The organism is Variovorax sp. Varisp36 (genome assembly GCF_047304235.1).
In the GTDB taxonomy this organism is placed as follows: Bacteria; Pseudomonadota; Gammaproteobacteria; order Burkholderiales; family Burkholderiaceae_C; genus Variovorax.
Window position 1 is genome coordinate 1 of the sequence record NZ_JBGLYU010000026.1, and the last position, 18,359, is coordinate 18,359.

Here is an 18,359-nt window from a genome sequence, read left to right on the forward strand (position 1 = left end):
CCGTGACGGTCACGATCCCCGACGGCGCAAGCATCCGCGTGGTCGACGGCGTGGTGAACTTCTACTTCGCGACCGCCGGGTTGTGGCCCCTGTGCCAGAGCACGATGCCGACCACGAAGAAGATCACCAGGGCGATCAGCGCCATGACGAATCCGAGGATGAAATTCTGCTGGCTGTCGTCATCGCTCATCGGGGATCTTGCTCCATAGGGAAGGGGTAGGTAAATAATGGTGCGGTGAACCATGATCAGGAAATTGTAGGCGGCGGCCCCGGCATCCCCATGTCGGACCCTGCGCCGAACCCCGGTCCGCCGGGACTCGACCCCATGCCCAAACCCCTGCGCGATCCGCAGCCGATGCTCGAGCGCGCCATCGCCGACTGGGGCGGGCATGAGGATCTCTGGCTCTTCGGCTATGGCTCGCTGATCTGGCGGCCCGAGTTCGACTTCGTCGAACGGCGCCAGGCCTGGGTGCGCGGCTGGCATCGCGCGCTGAAGATGTGGAGCCGCGTGAACCGCGGCAGCGTCCAGGTGCCCGGCCTCGTGTTCGGACTGCTCTCGGGCGGCAGCTGCCGTGGCATGGTGTTCCGCGTGCCCAGGGCCGAGGGTCTGGAAACGCTGCGCCGGCTCTGGCTGCGCGAGATGCCGACTGGCGTGTACGACCCGAAATGGCTGCGCTGCGGCACGGCCGAAGGGCCTGTGCGTGCGCTGGCGTTCACCCTGTCGCGGCGCAGCCCCAACTTCACGGGCGAACTCAGCGACGAGCGCTACCGCCACATCTTCGCCAACGCCGTCGGCCGCTACGGAACTTCGCTCGACTACGCACGCCAGACGCTGCTCGAACTGCAGCGCCACTCGATCCACGACGCGGCGCTGGCCCGCCTGGTGGCGCTGGCCGCCGTTCAGGAACAGCAGCGCCAGCAGCAAACCGAGGCCGCCGCCGATTGCGGGGCGCCGCAGCCTCCGGTATATGTTCCGGGGTCTTCAGACTCTTCTTCCCAACCTTCCGAATCATCCAAGGAAAACACATGACCCAACGTCGTCTCGCCGCCGCCGGCGCCGCCCTCCTCGCCTGCGCCCTTCTCGCCGCCTGCGGCAGCATGGGCGGCAAGCCGAGCACCGCCGTCGAGCTGGTGCCGACCGGCGCCATCACGCCCAACCCGACGCGCGGCACGGTGACCTTCGCCGCGCTCGACCACGGCGTGCGCGTGTCGGGCGAAGTGCGCGGGCTGGCACCGGGCAGCGAGCACGGCTTCCACATCCACGAGAAGGGCGATTGCGGCAACAACGGCGACGCCTCGGGCGGCCACTTCAATCCGACCGGCGGCACGCACGGCAAGTTCGCCGCCGCGGGCAGCCATGCCGGCGAACTGCCGAGCCTGGTGGCCGATGCCAGCGGCGTGGCCCGCTTCAGCGTGGAAGACCACTCGATCTCGCTGACGGACGGCGCCGCCAACAACGTGGTGGGCCGCGCCCTGGTGGTGCATCGCGACCGCGACGATTTCACGACGCAGCCGTCAGGCAACTCGGGCCCGCGCATCGCCTGTGCGGTGATCACCAAGCCCTGATCGAAACGGGCGGCAAAAGCTAGGCGCCCTCGCGCGCCAGCCACAGCGTCTCGGCCTGCGCCAGCGCCTCGGGTGTGTCGATGTCGGTGATCACGCCGACGTCGTCCACCACCAGGTCGGCAACCGAATCGATGGCACGCATCGACCGCAGGATGGACGATGCGCCCAGGCTTCCCTCCAGCATGGCGAGTTGCGCACCGCACCCGGCGGCAAAGCCCACCGGATGGCCGCGCTCGCCCCGGTACTGCGGCTGCACGGCATTCACCCGGCCGCCCAGGGCTGCTGCAACAGCCTGCAGTGTCGCGGGCTGCACCAGCGGCAGGTCGCCCGGCAGGATCAGCCAACCCGCCGCATCGGGCGTTGCGCGCACTGCGGCCGCGATCGAATCGCCCATGCCGGGGTGCCCCGCATCTTCCACGTGCCATGGCAGGCCGCTGGCGCGCACCGCGTCGAGCGTGCGCTCCAGCACCGGCCTGCCGGCGAGCAACGCCTTCAGCTTCGAGCCCGCGCCACCGGCCGCGATGAAGCGTTCGCTGCGGCCCGAGGCCAGCACGATCACCACCGGGGAATTCACCTTCATGGTCGTCATGGGCCGAGTATGTGCGCAACAATCCCGGCATGACCTCCCCCCTCTCCAATGACGCACTGGCGGCGCTGCGCAAGAGCTACGAGCGCGCCGAACTCGGCGAAGCCCACAGCGCCGGCGATCCGCTGAAGCAGTTCGAGCGCTGGCTCACCGAAGCCATCGACGCGCAGGTGCCCGAGCCCAATGCGATGACGCTGTGCACCGTGGGCAGCGACCTGCGGCCGTCCAGCCGCATCGTGCTCATCAAGGGCTACGACGCGCGCGGCATCGTCTGGTACACCAACTACGAGAGCCGCAAGGGCCGCGAGCTGTCGGGCAATCCGTATGCGTCGCTGCAGTTCCACTGGGTCGAACTCGAACGCGTGGTGCGCATCGAGGGCCGCGTCGAGAAGGCAGGCGCCGAAGAGAGCGACGCCTACTTCGCGAGCCGCCCGCTCGATTCGCGCATCGGCGCCTGGGCCAGTCCGCAGAGCGAGGTGATCAGCGGACGCGACGTGCTGGTGAAGAACGCCGCCGTTGCCGCGGCCAAGCACATGCTCTCGCCGCCGCGCCCTCCGCACTGGGGCGGCTACCGGCTGGTGCCCGACCGCTGGGAGTTCTGGCAGGGCCGCAAGAGCCGGCTGCATGACCGGCTGCGCTACCGGCTCGACGGTAGCGACTGGGTGCGCGAGCGCCTGGCTCCGTGAGGCGGATCGTCGTCAGGCCTCGCAACTCACGACTTTGAACTCGACGCGCCGGTCCAGCGCGTCGCTCGCATCGTCCGCCCCCGTACCGACGATGTTCTCGCGGAAGCCCATGCCCGATTCCCGCAGCTTCTTCGACAGGGGCGCCGCCTCGCCCACCAGCCGGGTCTTCACGCTCACTGCGCGCTGCAGCGACAGCCGCTCGTTCACCGCCTCCGAGCCCGTGCGGCTCGTGTGGCCCGTGACCACCACGCACGAATCGATCTGCGCCGCCTGCCGCGCGATCTGGCGCAGCCACATCGGATAGGCGGCGCTGATCTTCGGATCGGCGAGGAAGTCGGTCGAGCCCGGCTTGAACAGGAACTTCACGCTCAGGTTGTTGGTTTCGAGCCCCAGCCGCGCGATGGTGCCGAAGGTCTTCTCGGCATCGGCCGTGCGGCCGAGTTGCGACTGCGTGAGGTACAGCCCGCTGTAGATGCGCAGCTGCTGGCCGTCGGGCCGCTTCGATGCAGCCTCGTAGCGGCCGAGCGCCTCGCTCATGCGGCCGGCCTCGTAGGCGGCGGTGGCCTCCTGCAGCACGGTCGAGGTCGGCAGGCGCTCCAGGTACAGCGCGTCCGCGGCCTGGCCGGGCTGGGTCTCGGCGGTGCGGATGTAGCCCTCGACGCCGCGGTCCTTGCCATTCACCGGGCTGTCACGGAAGAAGGCGGTGGGCCGTGTGTCGAGCGTGGCATCGCTGATGCGCGTGACCGACTGCGCGATCACCATGCCGCTGCGGATCTCGGTCAGCGCAAGGTTCAGTCGGTACGGTGCGCCCGAAGCGTCCCTGTCGCGCACCAGCGTGCCATTGAGCACGTACTGCGCGCTGCCGATCTCGCTCGCGTTGAAGGGCGTGACGGTGAACTGCCTGAACTGCGCCTGCATGCGCTGCACGATGCGCTGCTCGGCCACGCGCGTCACCTCGGTCTGCTGGCCGCTCGCGCCTTCGAGCAGCGGGTCGATCACGATGCGGCGCTGCGTGAGCGTCGACTCCACCTTGGCCAGGAAGGCCGGCAGTTTCTGCGTCTGCACCATCAGGTCGTCCACCGCCTGGTTCACGGCCTGGTCGAAGGGCATGGCGTTGCCCGGCGCGGGGCGGTGCGCGCAGGCGGCGGCAAGCACGGCGGCGCACAGCGCGAGCGCGCGCAGCGCCAGGCGGACTCGTTGGGTGGCGATGGTCGTCATCAGCATTGGCTCCTCAATGTCTTCATGTCCTGGTCCGACAGCGGCTCGCCCACGGCGGCGCGCATGTTGATCTCGCTGCAGCGCTTCGACGGCGCAGGCTTTGATACCGCCGCTTCCCGTTGCACCGGCGGCGGTGCCGACGCGGCTGGCTGTGTGCGCGTCCTGATCACCGGCCTCGGCTTCGACGGCCCCTCGTCGGCCCTTTCAGCCTTCTCGGCGGGCGGCGGCTCGGCGGGCTCGCGCGGCACGTTCGCCGACAGGCACGGCGTGCGGCACGGCCTGGCCTCGCCTGTGGCCTGCGCGGGGCGAACTTGCAGCGCGGCGATCGTCGTCGCGACCACCGCCATAGCAAGAAGGGGCGAAGAGCGCGCCGGGTGAATCATCAGCCGGCAAATGTAGGGCGGCAGAGGCCGCGCGCCATCTCTCCAAACGGCCACCCTGCCGAACGGCATAGGCGTGCGGCGAACCGCGCTAAGGCGAAAGTCTGCGAGGTTCTACGAAGAGAGAACCGAAGGGCTCAGGGCAACCACTGCACCCAGACCATCACGAGCGGTAGCGTGGCGAGCCCCAGCACCGTCGACATCGCGACGCTGGCCGTCACCAGGTCTTCGGCCGTGCGGTAGCGCTGCGAAAAGAGGAACACGTTGGCGCCGATCGGCAGCGCCGCCGCCACCACCATCACCGTGAGCGGAATGCCTCGCACGCCGAGCAGCCAACCGATGACGGCCACCAGCAGCGGATGCAGCAGGTTCTTCACCAGCGCCTGCATCAGCGCGCCGCGCCAATGCCGGCCGATGGGTGTGAGCGCGAGCGTGATGCCCACCATCACCAGCGCGATGGGGCCGAAGGCCTGGCCGAGCAACTGGATCGGCTTGTCGATGAACTCGGGCATGATCAGCCCGGTCTGCGCGAACAACAGGCCCGCGATGATCGGCAGCGGCACGGGGTGGATGATGGCGTTGCGCAGCGCACGCATCACGGTGCGTGCCATCGAGGGGCGCTTGTCTTCGCCACCGACACCCGCGTGCTCGCGCGCGACGGCCAGCTCCAGCACCACCGTGGCGCTGGTCAGGAGCACCAGCGAATGCAGCGAGATCAGCGTGAGCAGCACCACCATGCCCGCCTCGCCATACGCCAGGCCGATCAACGCGATGCCGATCATCACCGTGTTGCTGTACGTGTTGGCCAGCGCGATCACCGCCGCGGTGCGATTGAACCCGCGCAGCGCCAGCGTGGCCGCGAAGAGCAGGCCCGAAGCAACGAAGTACGCCGCCACCGGCTTCAGGCTCAGCTGCTCGACATGCACCGTGCTCATGGCGCGGAACAGCAGCGCGGGCGCGAGCAGCAGGAAGATGAGATGCGACAGGTCCTTCACCGCATTGCCGCCGATCCATCGGCGCTTGCCGGCGAGGTAGCCCGCGGCGATGAGCAGGACGACGGGGAGCAGGGAGGAGATGACGAAGGAATTCACTCGGCGAGGATAGCCCAGTGAGTGCCTTGCTCCTTCCCCCTCTGGGGGAAGGTCGGGATGGGGGCAGGCGGCACTCGCAGGAGCCATGGCCCTGTCAAAGGCCGCTTGCCCCCACCCCCTGCCCTCCCCCAACGGGGGAGGGAGCAACACAAGATCAGAACGTCACGCGCAAACCGACCTTCAGCGTGCGCCCGGGCAACGGCGCGTTCGGATACACCGTCGTCGTCAGTATCGACGTCGCGCTGTAGGCCAGCTTGTTCGTGATGTTGTCCATGCGCGCGTACCAGGTGAGGTTGGCGCGCTGCACCTTCATGCGGTAGGTGATGGCCGCGTTCCACAGCGTGTAGGCATCGGTCTCGCGCGCACCCACCGACGGAATGCGGTGCTGCGCCGCGTTGTAGTCGAACCCGAAGCGCGCGCCCCACGGACCGTTGGCATAGGCCAGCGTCGCGCCCAGGCGCAGCGGCGCGATGCGCGGCAGCGGCTCGCCGGTGTCGAGGTTCTTCGCGCGCACGATGTCGCCGCGCCATTCGAGGTCCAGCGTGCCGGCGTCGTCCATGCGCGCGAAGCCTTCGCTGCCCAGCAGGCGCAGGTTGCCGTTGGCCTCGATGCCGGTGAAGCGCGCGCGCACGCCGCTGTAGACGTACTCGGCCAGCGCATCGGTGGCGCCGGGCTCGGCCACGTTGCCCTCTTCATCGAGGCTGCGCCCCGATGCCGTCAGGCCGATGTAGTTGCGAAAACGCGTGACGTAGGCGTTGACGCGGGCCGTGTTGGGCCCCGACTTCCATTGCGCGCCCAGGTCCAGCCCCGTCGATTTTTCCTTCTTCAGGTTCGGGTCGCCCACCTCCCACGCGGCGGTCGCCACGTGGGGGCCGTTGGCCAGCAGTTCGTAGTCCTTCGGCGCGCGCTCGGTGTAGGCGAGGTTCGAAGTCAGCTGCCACTGCGGCGCGAGGTTGACCAGCGCACCGAAGGCCGCGCTGTGCGGATTGAAGGTGCGCTCGCCGATGGCGAAGCGCGTGACCGTCGGATCGTCCGGATAGCCCAGCGATCGGATGCGGACCTGCTCGGTGCGCGCGCCGAAGCTCAGCCGGCCCCACGAAGTGCCGTACTCCTCGTACATGAACAGCGCATTGGAGCGCGTACGGCTGTGCGGCGCGAAGGCCTCTTCGCCATCGGCGGCGAAGCGGTTGGTTTCGCTGCTGAAGCCGACCAGGCCCTCGAAGTTGCCGATCTTCTGGTGGCGCGCCTCGATGCGCAGGTCGTTGCTCATGTTCGAAAACGTGGTGCCGGGCGTGCCGCCCTCGAACTCGGTGTGGCGGTAATCGGTGTGGCTCAGCTTGGCGTGGATGCTGCTGATGAAGCCGCCCGGGCGCCACTCGCCTTCGAGCGCATAGCGGTCGGACTTCATGCCGATGGTGACGTCGTCCTCGGCCACGGTGCCGTAGGTGCTGCGGTAAGTGCCGACCGAGGCGCCGATGTAGCCCTGGTCGAAGAACATCGTGCCGCCGAGCGCGCCGCCGTGCGCCTCGTTGGCCGAGTTGCAGATCTTGCGCGCCGTCCACGGCGAGCCGGGCTTGCTGCATTCGAGGGTGATCGGCACCGAGACGTCCTTCGAGTCGCGGTTGAAGGCGTCGACGTGCAGTGCGAAGCGGTCGTTGCCGCCTTCGAGCACCACGCCGCCATTCTTCTCCTTGTTGCCGGTGGAATAGCCCAGGTCGGCGCGGCCGCCGAAGCCGTTGATCGGCTCCGAAGGAATGCGGTTGTCGATCACGTTGACCACGCCGCCGACGGCGCTGCCGCCGTACTGCAGCGCCGACGGGCCGCGCAGCACTTCGATGCGGTCGGTGACCAGCGCATCGACAGGCACCGCGTGGTCGTAGCTCAGCGCGGAGGCATCGGGTGCGCCGCCGCCGTTCTGCAGGATGCGGATTCGGTCGCCGTCCTGGCCGCGGATGATCGGGCGGCTGGCGTTGGGGCCGAAGTAGCTGCTGCTCACGCCGGGCACGTTGTCCAGCGTTTCGCCGAGCGTCGACTGGGAGCGCAGCAGCAGCTTGTCACCCGACAGCGTGGTGGTGGGAGCGATCAGTTCGGAGGCGCCGAGCGGATTGCCGGTGACGGTGACCTCGCGCAGGCTGGCGGCGTCGGCGGGTTGGGCCTGAACCTGCGCCTGGTCCTGGGCCATGCTTGCGAAGGAGGCGAGCGAAAGAACGGCAACGCCGATGGCGTTGCGACGGAATTTGGGAGTCATGAAGGAACACTCGTTGAATCGGGAAACGACCGGCCGCCGCCCGCGCGAGAAGCGGGTGCGGCAGCCGGAACACAGGGGATTCAGCGAGTGGAAGGCGGGCCGCGCGCGTCGAACAGCGCGACCCAGCGGGCGACGGCTTCGCCCTGCAGGAAAGCAAAGACGGCCGACGGCAGCAGCATCGGCAGCACCACCAGCGGCACGCCGGGCACGCCGGATCCGTGCGAGAGCTGGTCGTACAGCCGGCACTCGGCGTCGTTGTGTTCGCCGAACAGGCTGGCCAGCTGGGGGACGGCATGCTTGTGGCCAGCCTGCGCCGCGGCGGCCGGCAGGCCCGGCACGTGCAGCGAGCGGTGCATCAACCCGAGCGTGCCCGCGAACCACACCGCGACCATCAGCGCGATGACGAGCGCGCGGGTCGAACGGGTCCGAGGCTGGCGGATGGAGAGATGCACGGGGCGAGGTACCGATCGGCGCTCAGGCCTTGACGCGCGATGCGAAGGTCTTCTGGAACTTCTCGACCTTCGGTCCCACGACGAACGCGCAGTAGCCCTGGTTCGGGTTGTTCAGGAAGTAGTCCTGGTGGTAGGCCTCGGCCGCCGAGTAGTTGGCGAGCTGCGCCACCTCGGTCACGACAGGCGAGCTGTAGGTCTTGCTGGCCCCGATCTCGCGGATGACCTCCTGGGCCACCTGCTTCTGCGCGTCGCTCGTGTAGTAGATGCCGCTGCGGTACTGGGTGCCGGCGTCGTTGCCCTGGCGGTTGAGCGTGGTCGGGTCGTGCACGACGAAGAAGATCTCGAGGATTTCACGCAGGCTGATCTGCGCGGGGTCGAATTCGAGCTTCACCACCTCGGCGTGGCCGGTGCGGCCGGTGCAGACCTGCTCGTAGGTCGGATTGACGGTCTGGCCGTTGCAATAGCCCGACTCCACGTCCAGCACGCCCTGCACCCGGTCGAACACCGCCTCGGTGCACCAGAAACAGCCGCCGCCGAGCACGATGGTTTCGGTGGGCGGCGATGAAGTGGACATGGTGCGGCTCCGGGAGGTTGGAAAAGGATGAGCCCGGTATTGTGGCGGCTTGACGTGACGGATATCGGTCACTACATTACTAACCCGCGAGTCATTAACATCCCATGTCCCCGCCCCGTTCCTTCGTCGACAAGATCATCTGCCCGGTGCGCGCCAAGCGCGAGCGCCGCAAAGAGGCGCGCCCCGGCGAACTGCTGGCCGCCGCACTCGACCTGTTCGTCGAAAAAGGCTTTGCCGCCACCCGCTCAGAGGAAGTAGCGGTGCGCGCCGGCGTCTCCAAGGGCACCCTCTTTCTCTATTTCCCGAGCAAGGAAGAGCTGTTCAAGGCCGTCGTCATGGAAAGCCTCGGCGGCCGTTTCACCGAGTGGAACGCCGAATTCGCGGCTTTCGAGGGCACCACGGCCGACATGCTGCGCTACTGCATGAGAGTGTGGTGGGAACGCGTCGGCATGACCCAGGCCTCGGGCCTGACCAAGCTCATGATGAGCGAGGGCGCCAACTTTCCCGATCTGGCGGAGTTCTATCGCCGCGAAGTGGTCCGCCCCGGCCACGAGCTGCTGCGGCGCATTTTCCAGCGCGGCATCGACAGCGGCGAGTTCGCTCCGATGGACGTCGACCACGCGATCTACTCGGTGGTGGCACCCATGGTCTTCCTCATGCTCTGGAAGCATTCGGCCATGGTCTGCGTCGACGGCGAATCGGCCCTCGACCCCGAAAAATACCTCGCCACCCAGGCCGAGGTGGTGATCAACGGACTCTGCGTGCGCCCCGGAAGGCCGGCCGCGGCGGAGGCGTCATCGGCGACGCCTAAAATTGAAGGTTTGTCCTGAGCCCACAAGGAAAGCCACGCCATGAACCCCACCCCCACCCTCGAGCGCCTGCGCTTCAACATGATCGAACAGCAGATCCGCCCCTGGGATGTGCTGGATACCGACATCCTCGAACTGCTGGCCGAAATCCACCGCGAAGACTACGTGCCCGACGCGCACCGCACGCTGTCGTTCTTCGACATGGAACTGCCGCTGCTCGACGGCTCCGTGCCCGGCGAGATCATGCTGTCGCCCAAGGTCGAGGCCCGCACGCTGCAGGACCTGCACATCCAGAAGCATGAATCGGTGCTTGAGATCGGCACCGGCTCCGGCTTCATGGCCGCCCTGCTGGGCGCCCGCGCCGCCCAGGTGCTGACGCTCGAAATCAACCCCGTGCTGGCCGCTCGCGCCGCCGAGACGCTGCGCCAGAACGGCGTGACCAACGTCGAAGTGCGCCATGCCGACGGCGCCGTACCGCTGCCCAGCGGCCCGAGCTTCGACGTGATCGTGCTCAGCGGCTCGGTCGCTCGCATTCCGCAGAACCTGCTGGGTTCGCTCAAGGTCGGCGGCCGCCTCTCGGCCATCGTGGGCGAAGAGCCGATGATGCGCGCCCACTTCGTCACCCGCACGAGCGAAAGCAAGTGGGACACGATCCAGCCCTGGGACACCGTGGCCCCACGGCTGCTGAACTTCCCCGAGCCCTCGCGCTTCTCGTTCTGAACGGGCGGTCCACCGAATGATCGACCAAGTCCGCCCCGCCGACCTTGCCGCCTGGTTCGCCCAGGACGCCGACGCCACCCCCGTGCTGCTCGACGTGCGCGAACCCTGGGAACTGCAGACGGCGAGCGTCGTGCCCCAGGGCTTCACCCTGGTCGCGATTCCGATGAACGAGATTCCCGGGCGGCTGGCCGAGCTCAATGACGGCCAGCCCGGACTTCGAATTGCCTGCCTGTGCCATCACGGCGCACGCAGCCAGCGCGTGGCCGCTTTCCTGAACCAGAACGGCTTTGACCAGCTCGCCAACGTGGCGGGCGGCATCGACGCCTGGTCTTCGCAGCACGACCCTTCCGTGCCGCGCTACTGATTCTTTCTCCAAGGACGTTCAATGCCTTCCAGGCCCCGGCTTTCGCCTCTTTCCGCAGCGCTCGCAAGCATCTTCGCAGCCCTGCTCGCATCGCCGGCCCAGAGCCAGACACTGAACGAGCTTTATGAATCCGCCCGCGGCTTCGACGCCACCTACCAGGGCGCACGGGCCCAGTACGACGCCAGCATCGCGCGCGCCGCGCAGGCCAAGGCCGGCATCCTGCCCGCCGTGGGACTCACGGCCGGCGTGACGCGCAGCGACCTCGACATCGAAACCCTCACCGGCGCCGGCCGCGGCACCACCACGCCGCGCGACTTCAACACGCAGAACGTCGGCATCAACGCCACGCAGCCGCTGTACCGGCCGGCCAACTGGGCCACCTACGAGCAGGGCAAGCGCCAGGCCGACATCGCACAGGCGGTGCTCACCATTGCCGAGCAGGACCTGATCGTGCGTGTGAGCCAGGCGTACTTCGACGTGCTCGCGAGCCAGGACAGCCTGGCGCTCGTGCGCGCGCAGAAGGTCGCCGTGGCCGAGCAGCTGGCATCGGCCAAGCGCAACTTCGAGGTCGGCACCTCCACCATCACCGACTCGCGCGAAGCGCAGGCGCGCTACGACTTGGTGATCGCCCAGGAAATCGCGGCCGAGAACGACCTGCAGGTGAAGAAGGTGGTGCTCGACCAGCTGGTCGGCCGTCCCGGCAGCGTGCCGGTGCCGCTGCGGGTGCCGGTGGTGCTGCCCACCGCCATGCCCGCGGACATCAACGCCTGGGTCGCGCAGGCCGACGAGGTGCACCCCGCCATCCAGCAGGCCCGCCTGGGGCTCGACGTGGCCGGGCTCGAAGTGGAGAAGGCCAAGGCCGGCCACAAGCCCACGCTCGACGCCAACCTGGGCTACAACGTCACGCGCAACCCGACGGGCACCAGCACGAGCACCGTGGGCACGCGCATCAACGCGGCCACGGTCGGCGTCACGTTCAACCTGCCGCTGTTCGCCGGCTTCGCCACCGAGAACCGCATCAAGGAAACGCTGGCGCTCGAGGACCAGTCGCGCAGCGTGCTCGACGGCACCAAGCGCAGCGTGGCGCAGGCCACGCGCGCGGCGTACCTCGGGCTCGTCTCGGGTGCGGGGCAGGTGAAGGCGCTGGAAGCGGCCGAGGCCTCGAGCCAGAGCGCGCTCGATGCCAACCGGCTGGGCTACCAGGTGGGCGTGCGCATCAACATCGACGTGCTGAATTCGCAAAGCCAGCTGTTCCAGACAAAGCGCGACCTCGCGCAGGCGCGCTACAACGTGCTGCTGGGCAACCTGAAACTGCGCCAGGCCAACGGTACGCTGACGATCGACGACATGAACGCGATCAACGCGACGCTGGCGAGCAGCGGCAGCGTGCCGGCGGTGCCTCCGGCCACGGGGCCGGATCGCAACACAACGACGCCTGCCGTGACGCCGCCGAGCATCCCGGTGATTCCGCCGGTGCCGGTACCACCGTTCAATCCGCCGGCGCCGACGATGCCGACGGCACCGGTGCCGCCGGTGATCCTCAATCCGCCGGTGCGCTGAAATTCTTTCTCCCTCCCCTTCCGGGGGAGGGCTGGGGTGGAGGCGCGGCGGCCTCGGCCCCACTGCTGCGCCCGTTGGGCGCTTGCCCCCATCCCAGCCTTCCCCCGGAGGGGAGGGAGCCATGCAAACTCAGTCGAGTGTGGGTTCGGCGCGCGGCGGCTCGCTTTCGAGCGGCGCGAGTCCCGACGCCACAGGCTCCGCCGCCTGCGCGATCGCAAGCACCGCAGCGGCCGTGCGTTCGGCCGCCCCGCGATTCGACGAAGAGAACGCCAGCGCGGCCTGCGCCATCGTGGCGCGGCGCTCGGGGTTCTCGACCAGCTTCAGCGCGGCCGTCACGGCCTGCTCCATGTTCTCGACGCGCAGCGATGCACCGGCCGCCAGCGACAGCTGCGCCGCCTCGGCAAAGTTGAAGGTCGACGGTCCCATGACCACCGGGCAGCCGCAGGCCGCCGGCTCGATCAGGTTCTGCCCGCCCAGCGGCTCGAAGCTGCCGCCCAGCAGCGCCACGTCGGCCAGGCCGTAGTACAGCGCCATCTCGCCCAGCGAATCGCCGAGCCAGATCTCTGCCTCGGCCGGCTGGCCCGCCGCGCTGCGGCGCGCCACGGCGAAGCCTTCGGCCTCGATCAGCGCCGCCACTTCGTCGAAGCGCTGCGGATGGCGCGGCACGATCATCCATTGCACGTCGTGCACGCGCTTGGCGATCGAGCGGATCGCGCCCTGCTCCGGCGGCACGGGCGAGGTCGCGCCGAAGCGCTTGAGCACTTCGAGCAGCATCCGCTCCTCGCCGTCGCGCGAACTCGCGAGCACGACCATCGGCCGCGGCAGGTGCTCGCGCAGCGAAACGGCCGCGTTCAGCTGGCGCACGTCGGGCGTGGCGTCGAACTTGAGGTTGCCGTAGATGCCGGCCACCTTGGCGCCGAGCGACACCAGCCGGTGCGCATCGGCCTCGGTCTGCGCCCACACGGCCGCGAGGGCCGAGTAGGCGGGCCGCGCGAGCCATGCGAGCCGTTCGGCCGCGGCCAGCGATTTCTCGTTGAGCCGCGCATTGGCCAGCACCAGCGGAATGCGGCGCTCGGCGCAGGCGGCGGCCATTTCGGGCCAGACCTCGGTCTCCATCAGCACGCCGATGCGCGGCTCGAAGCGATCCAGGAAACGCGCCACCGCGCCCGGTGTGTCCCACGGCTGCCAGACCTGCGTGTCGCCCGGTTCGAGCAGCTTGGCGCCTTCTTCACGGCCGGTGGCGGTGCCGTGCGTGAGCAGGATCGGGATGCCCGGGTACTGCCTGCGCAGCTCGGCGATCAGGATGGCGGCCGCGCGCGTCTCGCCGAGGGAAACCGCATGCACCCAGCATTGGGCCTTGCCGGTGGTGGCTTCGTCGTAATGGCCGAACCGCTCTTCCACGGCCACGCCATAGCCCGGCTCGGCCTCCGCGCGGCGCCGCAGCTTGCGGCGCACGAGCGGTTGCACAACGGTGGTGAAGACGCCGTAGAGGCGCAGCAGCAGGGAACGCACAGGCTCAGTGGGACGCTTCGGCGAGCTTGGCGTCGGGCTTGGCCGTACGCAGCAGCGCGAGCATCTCGGTTTCGATGCGCTTCAACGCGGCATCGGTCTGGCCTTCGAAGCGAAGCACGAGCACGGGGGTGGTGTTCGATGCGCGGATCAGGCCGAAGCCATCGGGCCAGTCGACGCGCAGCCCGTCGATGGTCGAGACCTTGGCCGGGGCCGCGAAACTCGCGCCCTTCACGAGCTTGTCGACCACGGTGTGCGGCTCGCCTTCGGCGCAGGGCACGTTCAGTTCGGGCGTCGAGAAGCTGGTGGGCAGCGCGTTGAGCACCTCGCTCGCGTTCGGGCTCTTGCTCAGGATTTCGAGCAGCCGGCAGCCCGCATAGGTGCCGTCGTCGAAGCCGAACCAGCGCTCCTTGAAGAAGATGTGGCCGCTCATCTCGCCGCCCAGCGGCGAATCGATTTCCTTCATCTTCGCCTTGATGAGCGAATGGCCGGTCTTGAAGATCATCGGCACGCCGCCCGCGGCCTCGATGGCCGGCGCCAGGCGCTGCGAGCACTTCACGTCGTAGACGATGGTGCCGCCCGGCACACGCGACAGCACGTCCTGCGCAAAGAGTTGCATCTGGCGGTCGGGAAAGATGTTCTGGCCGTCCTTGGTGACGATGCCCAGGCGGTCGCCGTCGCCGTCGAAGGCCAGGCCCAGTTCGGCATCGCCCGCGGCCAGCGCGGCCATCAGGTCCTTGAGGTTCTCGGGCTTGCTCGGATCGGGATGGTGGTTGGGGAAGTCGCCGTCGACTTCGCTGAACAGTTCGGTCACCTCGCAGCCGATGGCGCGGAAGATGGCCGGGGCCGATGCACCCGCGATGCCGTTGCCCGAATCGACCACGATCTTCATCGGGCGTGCCAGCTTGATGTCGCCGGCAATGCGCTTCACGTAGGCCTCGGTCACGTCGACCTTGCGCACGCTGCCGCCGGGGGCGAGTTGCGCGGTGCCGGCTTCCATGGTCTTGCGCAGGCCCTGGATCTCGTCGCCGTAGATCGCGCGTCCGGCCAGCACCATCTTGAAGCCGTTGTAGTCCTTGGGGTTGTGGCTGCCGGTGACCTGGATGCCGCTCGTGCACAGCGTGTGGGCCGCGAAGTACAGCATCGGGGTGGTGACGGCGCCCACGTCGATCACCTCGAGGCCGGTGGCGACGAGGCCCTTGATCAGCGCCTCGGCCAGCACGGGGCCCGACAGGCGGCCATCGCGTCCCACGGCCACGGACTTCTCGCCTGCGGCGCGGGCGGCGCTGCCGAAGGCCCTGCCGAGCGCTTCGGCCACCTCCGCATCGAGAGTGGCGGGCACGACGCCGCGAATGTCATAGGCCTTGAAGATGGACGCGCTGAGCTGCATGAAAGGCGTTTCCCTGTTGGTTTTTGGAACGAGGCATTGTAGGCAAGGCTCCGGGCGCCCACATGTCCGAAAACGGCCAGTTGAAACGAGTCGAAACCGTATCATTTCCCCATGCCCACCAGCCACACCTCCACCGAAGCGCTCGAGAGCGACGCCTGCTACCTGGCGATGAAGACGCACGATGCGCGCTTCGACGGGTCGTTCTTCACCGCCGTGACCTCCACCGGCATCTATTGCCGCCCGGTCTGCCGCGTCAAGCTGCCGCGGCGCGAGAACTGCCGGTTCTTCCGCCACGCGGCGCAGGCCGAGGCCGCGGGCTTTCGCCCCTGCCTGCGCTGCCGGCCCGAACTCGCGCCGCGCGCGGCCACCTGGTCGACCGAGGACGCCTCTCGCATCCTCGCGCTGCAGGCGGCGCGATTGATCGACGAGCCCGACGCGTGGTCGGAGGACGGCCCGGGCGCTGCGCAGATCGCGGCGCGGCTCGGCGTGAGCGACCGCCACCTGCGGCGCATCTTCGAGGTGCAGTTCGGCGTGTCCCCGCTGCAGTACCTGCAGACGCGCCGGCTGCTGGCCGCCAAGCAGCTCATTGCCGACACCCGCCTGCCGATGACGCAGGTGGCGCTGGCCAGCGGCTTCGCGAGCGTGCGGCGCTTCAATGCGGCCTTCCTCGAACACTACGGCCTGAACCCGAGCGCCCTGCGGCGCGCCGGCGGTGCCACGGCCGAGGGCGGCGAAGGCAAGGCCATCGAGGTACGGCTGGGCTTTCGTCCGCCTTATGACGCCAACGCCATGCTCGGCTTCTTCGCGCGCCGTGCGCTGCGCGGCGTCGAAGTCGTCTCGACATCGGACGGCAAGGAGCCCGCCAAGGGCAGCACGCCCACTTACGTGAAGCTCACCCGCACGCTGCGCATCCAGCAGGGCGGACAGGCGCACGCAGGCTGGCTGCAGCTGCGCTTCGACTTCGAGCGCGAACAGGTGCTGCTGTCGATCAGCGATTCGCTGGCCGCGGTGCTGCCGATCGTCATCAGCCGCGCCCGCGCACTGTTCGACCTCGACGCCGAGCCGATGGCCATCAACGCGGCGCTGCACGCGGCCTTCCCGCATGGCGACGGACTGCGCGTGCCCGGCGCGGTCGACGGCTTCGAGCTGGCGGTGCGTGCGGTGCTGGGCCAGCAGATCACGGTGGCCGCAGCGCGCACGCTGGGCTCGCGGCTGGTCGAGGCCTTCGGCGAGCCGCTTGCGACGCCCGTCGAAGGACTGGATCGCCTGTTTCCCACGCCCGTGGCCATTGCCGACGCGAGCGGCGACGCACTGGGCCAGCTCGGCATCGTGCGCCAGCGGCAGACGGCGCTGCACGCCATCGCGCGCGAGGTCGCGGCCGGCAAGCTGGCGCTGCATGCGGGCGCGGATGTGCCCTCGACCATCGCCACGCTGCAGGAGCTGCCCGGCATCGGCGCGTGGACCGCGCAGTACATCGCCATGCGCGCGCTGCGCTGGCCCGACGCCTTCCCGGCCGGCGACGTTGCGCTGCAGAAGGCGCTGGGCGTGACCACCGCGCGCGCGGCCAGCGAGGCCTCGCAAGCCTGGCGGCCGTGGCGCAGCTATGCGGTGCTGCGGGCGTGGCACGCGCCCTCTTCTCCTTCTCCTGCCGTGGCCGCCACCGACGTGGCGATCACGGAATCCCCTCTCATCACTACGGCAGGCCTCACCGCCTGAAATGTCATGAAGTTCAAGAGCAAAGTCATCTACACCTCGCACATCGACACGCCGCTCGGCGGCATCACGATGGCGGCCACCGACCGGGGCCTGGCCGGCGTCTGGTTCGACCAGCAGCGCCACTGGCCCGACACCGCGGGCTGGATCACGAAGGACGACCATCCCGCGCTCGCCGAGGCGGCGGCCCAGCTGCGCGACTACTTCGCCGGCAAGCGCGAGCGCTTCGACATGAAGCTCGACCTGTCGCACGGCACCGCCTTCCAGCAGAGCGTGTGGCACCAGCTGCTGGCCATTCCGGCCGGCGCCACCACGAGCTACGGCAAGCTGAGCATGAACGTGGGCAATCCGGCCGCGGTGCGCGCGGTGGGCGCAGCCGTGGGGCGCAACCCGATCAGCGTGATCGTGCCCTGCCACCGCGTGCTCGGTGCCGACGGTTCGCTGACCGGTTACGCTGGCGGGCTCGAACGCAAGACCGCCCTGCTCGAACTCGAGGGAGCGCTCTGAGCAGCCACAAGTAGCAAAGCGAAAGACGCATGACCCCTACGAATAACAACATCGCCGCCGCCAAGCCCCTCGCGCCCAGCACCTGGCTCATCGACCTCGTGCTGCTGGGCGCGCTCTGGGGCGCGTCTTTCCTCTTCATGCGCATCGGCGCGGCGGAGTTCGGTGCGCTGCCGACGGCGGCGGTGCGGGTGGCGATCGCCGCGCTGTTCCTGCTGCCCATCGCACTGCTGCGCGGCCAGGGGCCATCCCTGGCGAAGCACTGGAAGGCCAGCTTCACGGTCGGCGTCTTCAACTCGGGCATGCCGTTCGCGCTGTTCTGCTTCGCGCTGCTGACCATCAACACCGGCCTGGCCGCCGTGCTCAACGCCACCACGCCGATGTTCGGCGCGCTCGTGGCGTGGGCCTGGTTCCGCGAGCGCCCGAACGGATCGCGCCTCATCGGTCTCGCGATCGGCTTTGCCGGCGTCGCCATGCTCGCGAGCCGCAGCGCCGGCCTGCATGCTGGCGCCAGCGGGCATGCCGCGCTCTTCGCGGTGCTGGCCTGCCTGGGCGCATGCCTGTGCTACGGCATCTCGGCCAGCGCCACGCGCGCTCACCTGGGCGGCGTGCCCGCGCTGACCACCGCTACCGGCAGCCAGATCGGTGCCACGCTGTTCCTCGCCATTCCGGCCTTCTGGCTCTGGCCCGCGCAGATGCCCAGCCTGCGCGCGTGGCTGGCGCTGCTGGCGCTGGGCATCGCCTGCACGGGCGTCGCCTACATCCTGTTCTTCCGGCTGATCGAACGCGCCGGGCCGGCCCGCGCGCTGACCGTGACCTTCCTGGTGCCGGTGTTCGCGCTGTTCTACGGCGCGGTGTTCCTCGGAGAAAACATCACGCAGTGGATGCTGATCTGCGCGGGCGTCATCGTCTGCGGCGTGGCGCTGTCGAGCGGCATCGTCAAGCTGGCCCTGCCGCGCAGGGCCTCGGCCTGAGCGCGTTTTCTTGCG

General features: G+C 68.9%; 19 protein-coding genes and 1 pseudogene. 11 read left to right on the forward strand and 9 right to left on the reverse strand.

All coding sequences use genetic code 11. The features are described 5' to 3' along the window. Nucleotides 1-67: 67 nt before the first annotated feature. Nucleotides 68-190, reverse strand: a pseudogene (locus ACCD11_RS16455) (OmpA family protein); the annotation flags it as partial. 135 nt (nucleotides 191-325) lie between these two features. Here ACCD11_RS16455 and ACCD11_RS16460 point away from each other — a divergent pair. Next, nucleotides 326-1,030 (forward strand): gamma-glutamylcyclotransferase, encoded by a 705-nt coding sequence (locus ACCD11_RS16460; protein ID WP_081502616.1) that lies wholly within the window; start codon nucleotides 326-328, stop codon nucleotides 1,028-1,030. Then, nucleotides 1,027-1,566, forward strand: a complete 540-nt coding sequence (locus tag ACCD11_RS16465) for a superoxide dismutase family protein (protein ID WP_007829486.1) — start codon at nucleotides 1,027-1,029, stop codon at nucleotides 1,564-1,566. The genes ACCD11_RS16460 and ACCD11_RS16465 overlap by 4 nt, the downstream gene beginning before the upstream one ends. Nucleotides 1,567-1,585: 19 nt before the next feature. On the opposite strand, the gene ACCD11_RS16470 is transcribed toward ACCD11_RS16465, so the two are convergent. Further along, nucleotides 1,586-2,146, reverse strand: a complete 561-nt coding sequence (locus ACCD11_RS16470) for a nucleotidyltransferase family protein (RefSeq protein WP_413314758.1) — start codon at nucleotides 2,144-2,146, stop codon at nucleotides 1,586-1,588. A gap of 38 nt (nucleotides 2,147-2,184) precedes the next feature. On the opposite strand from ACCD11_RS16470, the gene pdxH reads away from it, so the two are divergent. Continuing rightward, nucleotides 2,185-2,838: a pyridoxamine 5'-phosphate oxidase gene (pdxH, locus tag ACCD11_RS16475; RefSeq protein WP_007829484.1), complete on the forward strand. Its 654-nt coding sequence runs from the start codon at nucleotides 2,185-2,187 to the stop codon at nucleotides 2,836-2,838. A gap of 12 nt (nucleotides 2,839-2,850) precedes the next feature. Here pdxH and ACCD11_RS16480 read toward each other — a convergent pair whose 3' ends face one another. Beyond that, on the reverse strand, nucleotides 2,851-4,056 hold the full coding sequence (locus tag ACCD11_RS16480) for an OmpA family protein (protein WP_413314701.1): 1,206 nt from the start codon (nucleotides 4,054-4,056) through the stop codon (nucleotides 2,851-2,853). A gap of 24 nt (nucleotides 4,057-4,080) precedes the next feature. On the opposite strand from ACCD11_RS16480, the gene ACCD11_RS16485 reads away from it, so the two are divergent. Further along, entirely contained in the window at nucleotides 4,081-4,434 is a 354-nt protein-coding gene (locus tag ACCD11_RS16485; RefSeq protein WP_413314702.1) for a hypothetical protein, read from the forward strand. Between the two features lie 139 nt (nucleotides 4,435-4,573). Here ACCD11_RS16485 and ACCD11_RS16490 read toward each other — a convergent pair whose 3' ends face one another. The 4 genes from ACCD11_RS16490 to msrA form a co-directional block, all read right to left on the reverse strand. Then, nucleotides 4,574-5,527 (reverse strand): AEC family transporter, encoded by a 954-nt coding sequence (locus ACCD11_RS16490; RefSeq protein WP_413314703.1) that lies wholly within the window; start codon nucleotides 5,525-5,527, stop codon nucleotides 4,574-4,576. Between the two features lie 154 nt (nucleotides 5,528-5,681). After that, complete coding sequence (locus ACCD11_RS16495) at nucleotides 5,682-7,775, reverse strand: TonB-dependent receptor (protein WP_413314704.1); 2,094 nt, start codon at nucleotides 7,773-7,775, stop codon at nucleotides 5,682-5,684. Nucleotides 7,776-7,855: 80 nt separating this feature from the next. Then, nucleotides 7,856-8,227, reverse strand: a complete 372-nt coding sequence (locus ACCD11_RS16500) for a hypothetical protein (RefSeq protein WP_042672802.1) — start codon at nucleotides 8,225-8,227, stop codon at nucleotides 7,856-7,858. 22 nt (nucleotides 8,228-8,249) lie between these two features. After that, nucleotides 8,250-8,801 carry a peptide-methionine (S)-S-oxide reductase MsrA gene (msrA, locus tag ACCD11_RS16505; RefSeq protein WP_413314705.1) on the reverse strand — a complete coding sequence of 184 codons (552 nt, stop codon included), beginning with the start codon at nucleotides 8,799-8,801 and terminating at the stop codon, nucleotides 8,250-8,252. 104 nt (nucleotides 8,802-8,905) lie between these two features. On the opposite strand from msrA, the gene ACCD11_RS16510 reads away from it, so the two are divergent. The 4 genes from ACCD11_RS16510 to ACCD11_RS16525 are packed head-to-tail and all read left to right on the forward strand — an operon-like array spanning nucleotide 8,906 to nucleotide 12,254. Then, complete coding sequence (locus tag ACCD11_RS16510; protein WP_413314706.1) at nucleotides 8,906-9,631, forward strand: TetR/AcrR family transcriptional regulator; 726 nt, start codon at nucleotides 8,906-8,908, stop codon at nucleotides 9,629-9,631. Nucleotides 9,632-9,652: 21 nt separating this feature from the next. Next, nucleotides 9,653-10,330: a protein-L-isoaspartate O-methyltransferase family protein gene (locus ACCD11_RS16515; RefSeq protein WP_007829474.1), complete on the forward strand. Its 678-nt coding sequence runs from the start codon at nucleotides 9,653-9,655 to the stop codon at nucleotides 10,328-10,330. Nucleotides 10,331-10,346: 16 nt separating this feature from the next. Beyond that, entirely contained in the window at nucleotides 10,347-10,694 is a 348-nt protein-coding gene (locus ACCD11_RS16520; protein ID WP_413314707.1) for a rhodanese-like domain-containing protein, read from the forward strand. Between the two features lie 21 nt (nucleotides 10,695-10,715). Continuing rightward, the gene (locus ACCD11_RS16525) at nucleotides 10,716-12,254 is read left to right on the forward strand and encodes a TolC family outer membrane protein (RefSeq protein ID WP_413314708.1); all 1,539 of its coding nucleotides are present in this window, start codon (nucleotides 10,716-10,718) and stop codon (nucleotides 12,252-12,254) included. Nucleotides 12,255-12,383: 129 nt separating this feature from the next. Here ACCD11_RS16525 and ACCD11_RS16530 read toward each other — a convergent pair whose 3' ends face one another. Together ACCD11_RS16530 and ACCD11_RS16535 are read right to left on the reverse strand one after the other, a co-directional pair. Further along, complete coding sequence (locus ACCD11_RS16530) at nucleotides 12,384-13,766, reverse strand: 3-deoxy-D-manno-octulosonic acid transferase (RefSeq protein WP_007829468.1); 1,383 nt, start codon at nucleotides 13,764-13,766, stop codon at nucleotides 12,384-12,386. A 4-nt stretch (nucleotides 13,767-13,770) separates the two neighbouring features. Beyond that, complete coding sequence (locus ACCD11_RS16535) at nucleotides 13,771-15,153, reverse strand: phosphomannomutase/phosphoglucomutase (protein WP_413314709.1); 1,383 nt, start codon at nucleotides 15,151-15,153, stop codon at nucleotides 13,771-13,773. Nucleotides 15,154-15,264: 111 nt separating this feature from the next. Here ACCD11_RS16535 and ACCD11_RS16540 point away from each other — a divergent pair, with 111 nt between their 5' ends. Genes ACCD11_RS16540 through ACCD11_RS16550 form a run of 3 tightly spaced genes read left to right on the forward strand, consistent with a single transcriptional unit; the run spans nucleotide 15,265 to nucleotide 18,344 of the window. Continuing rightward, nucleotides 15,265-16,869, forward strand: coding sequence for a DNA-3-methyladenine glycosylase 2 family protein (locus ACCD11_RS16540; RefSeq protein WP_413314710.1), 1,605 nt, complete (start codon nucleotides 15,265-15,267; stop codon nucleotides 16,867-16,869). Nucleotides 16,870-16,875: 6 nt separating this feature from the next. After that, entirely contained in the window at nucleotides 16,876-17,373 is a 498-nt protein-coding gene (locus tag ACCD11_RS16545; RefSeq protein WP_413314712.1) for a methylated-DNA--[protein]-cysteine S-methyltransferase, read from the forward strand. A gap of 29 nt (nucleotides 17,374-17,402) precedes the next feature. Further along, complete coding sequence (locus ACCD11_RS16550) at nucleotides 17,403-18,344, forward strand: DMT family transporter (protein WP_413314713.1); 942 nt, start codon at nucleotides 17,403-17,405, stop codon at nucleotides 18,342-18,344. The last annotated feature ends 15 nt before the right edge of the window (nucleotides 18,345-18,359 follow it).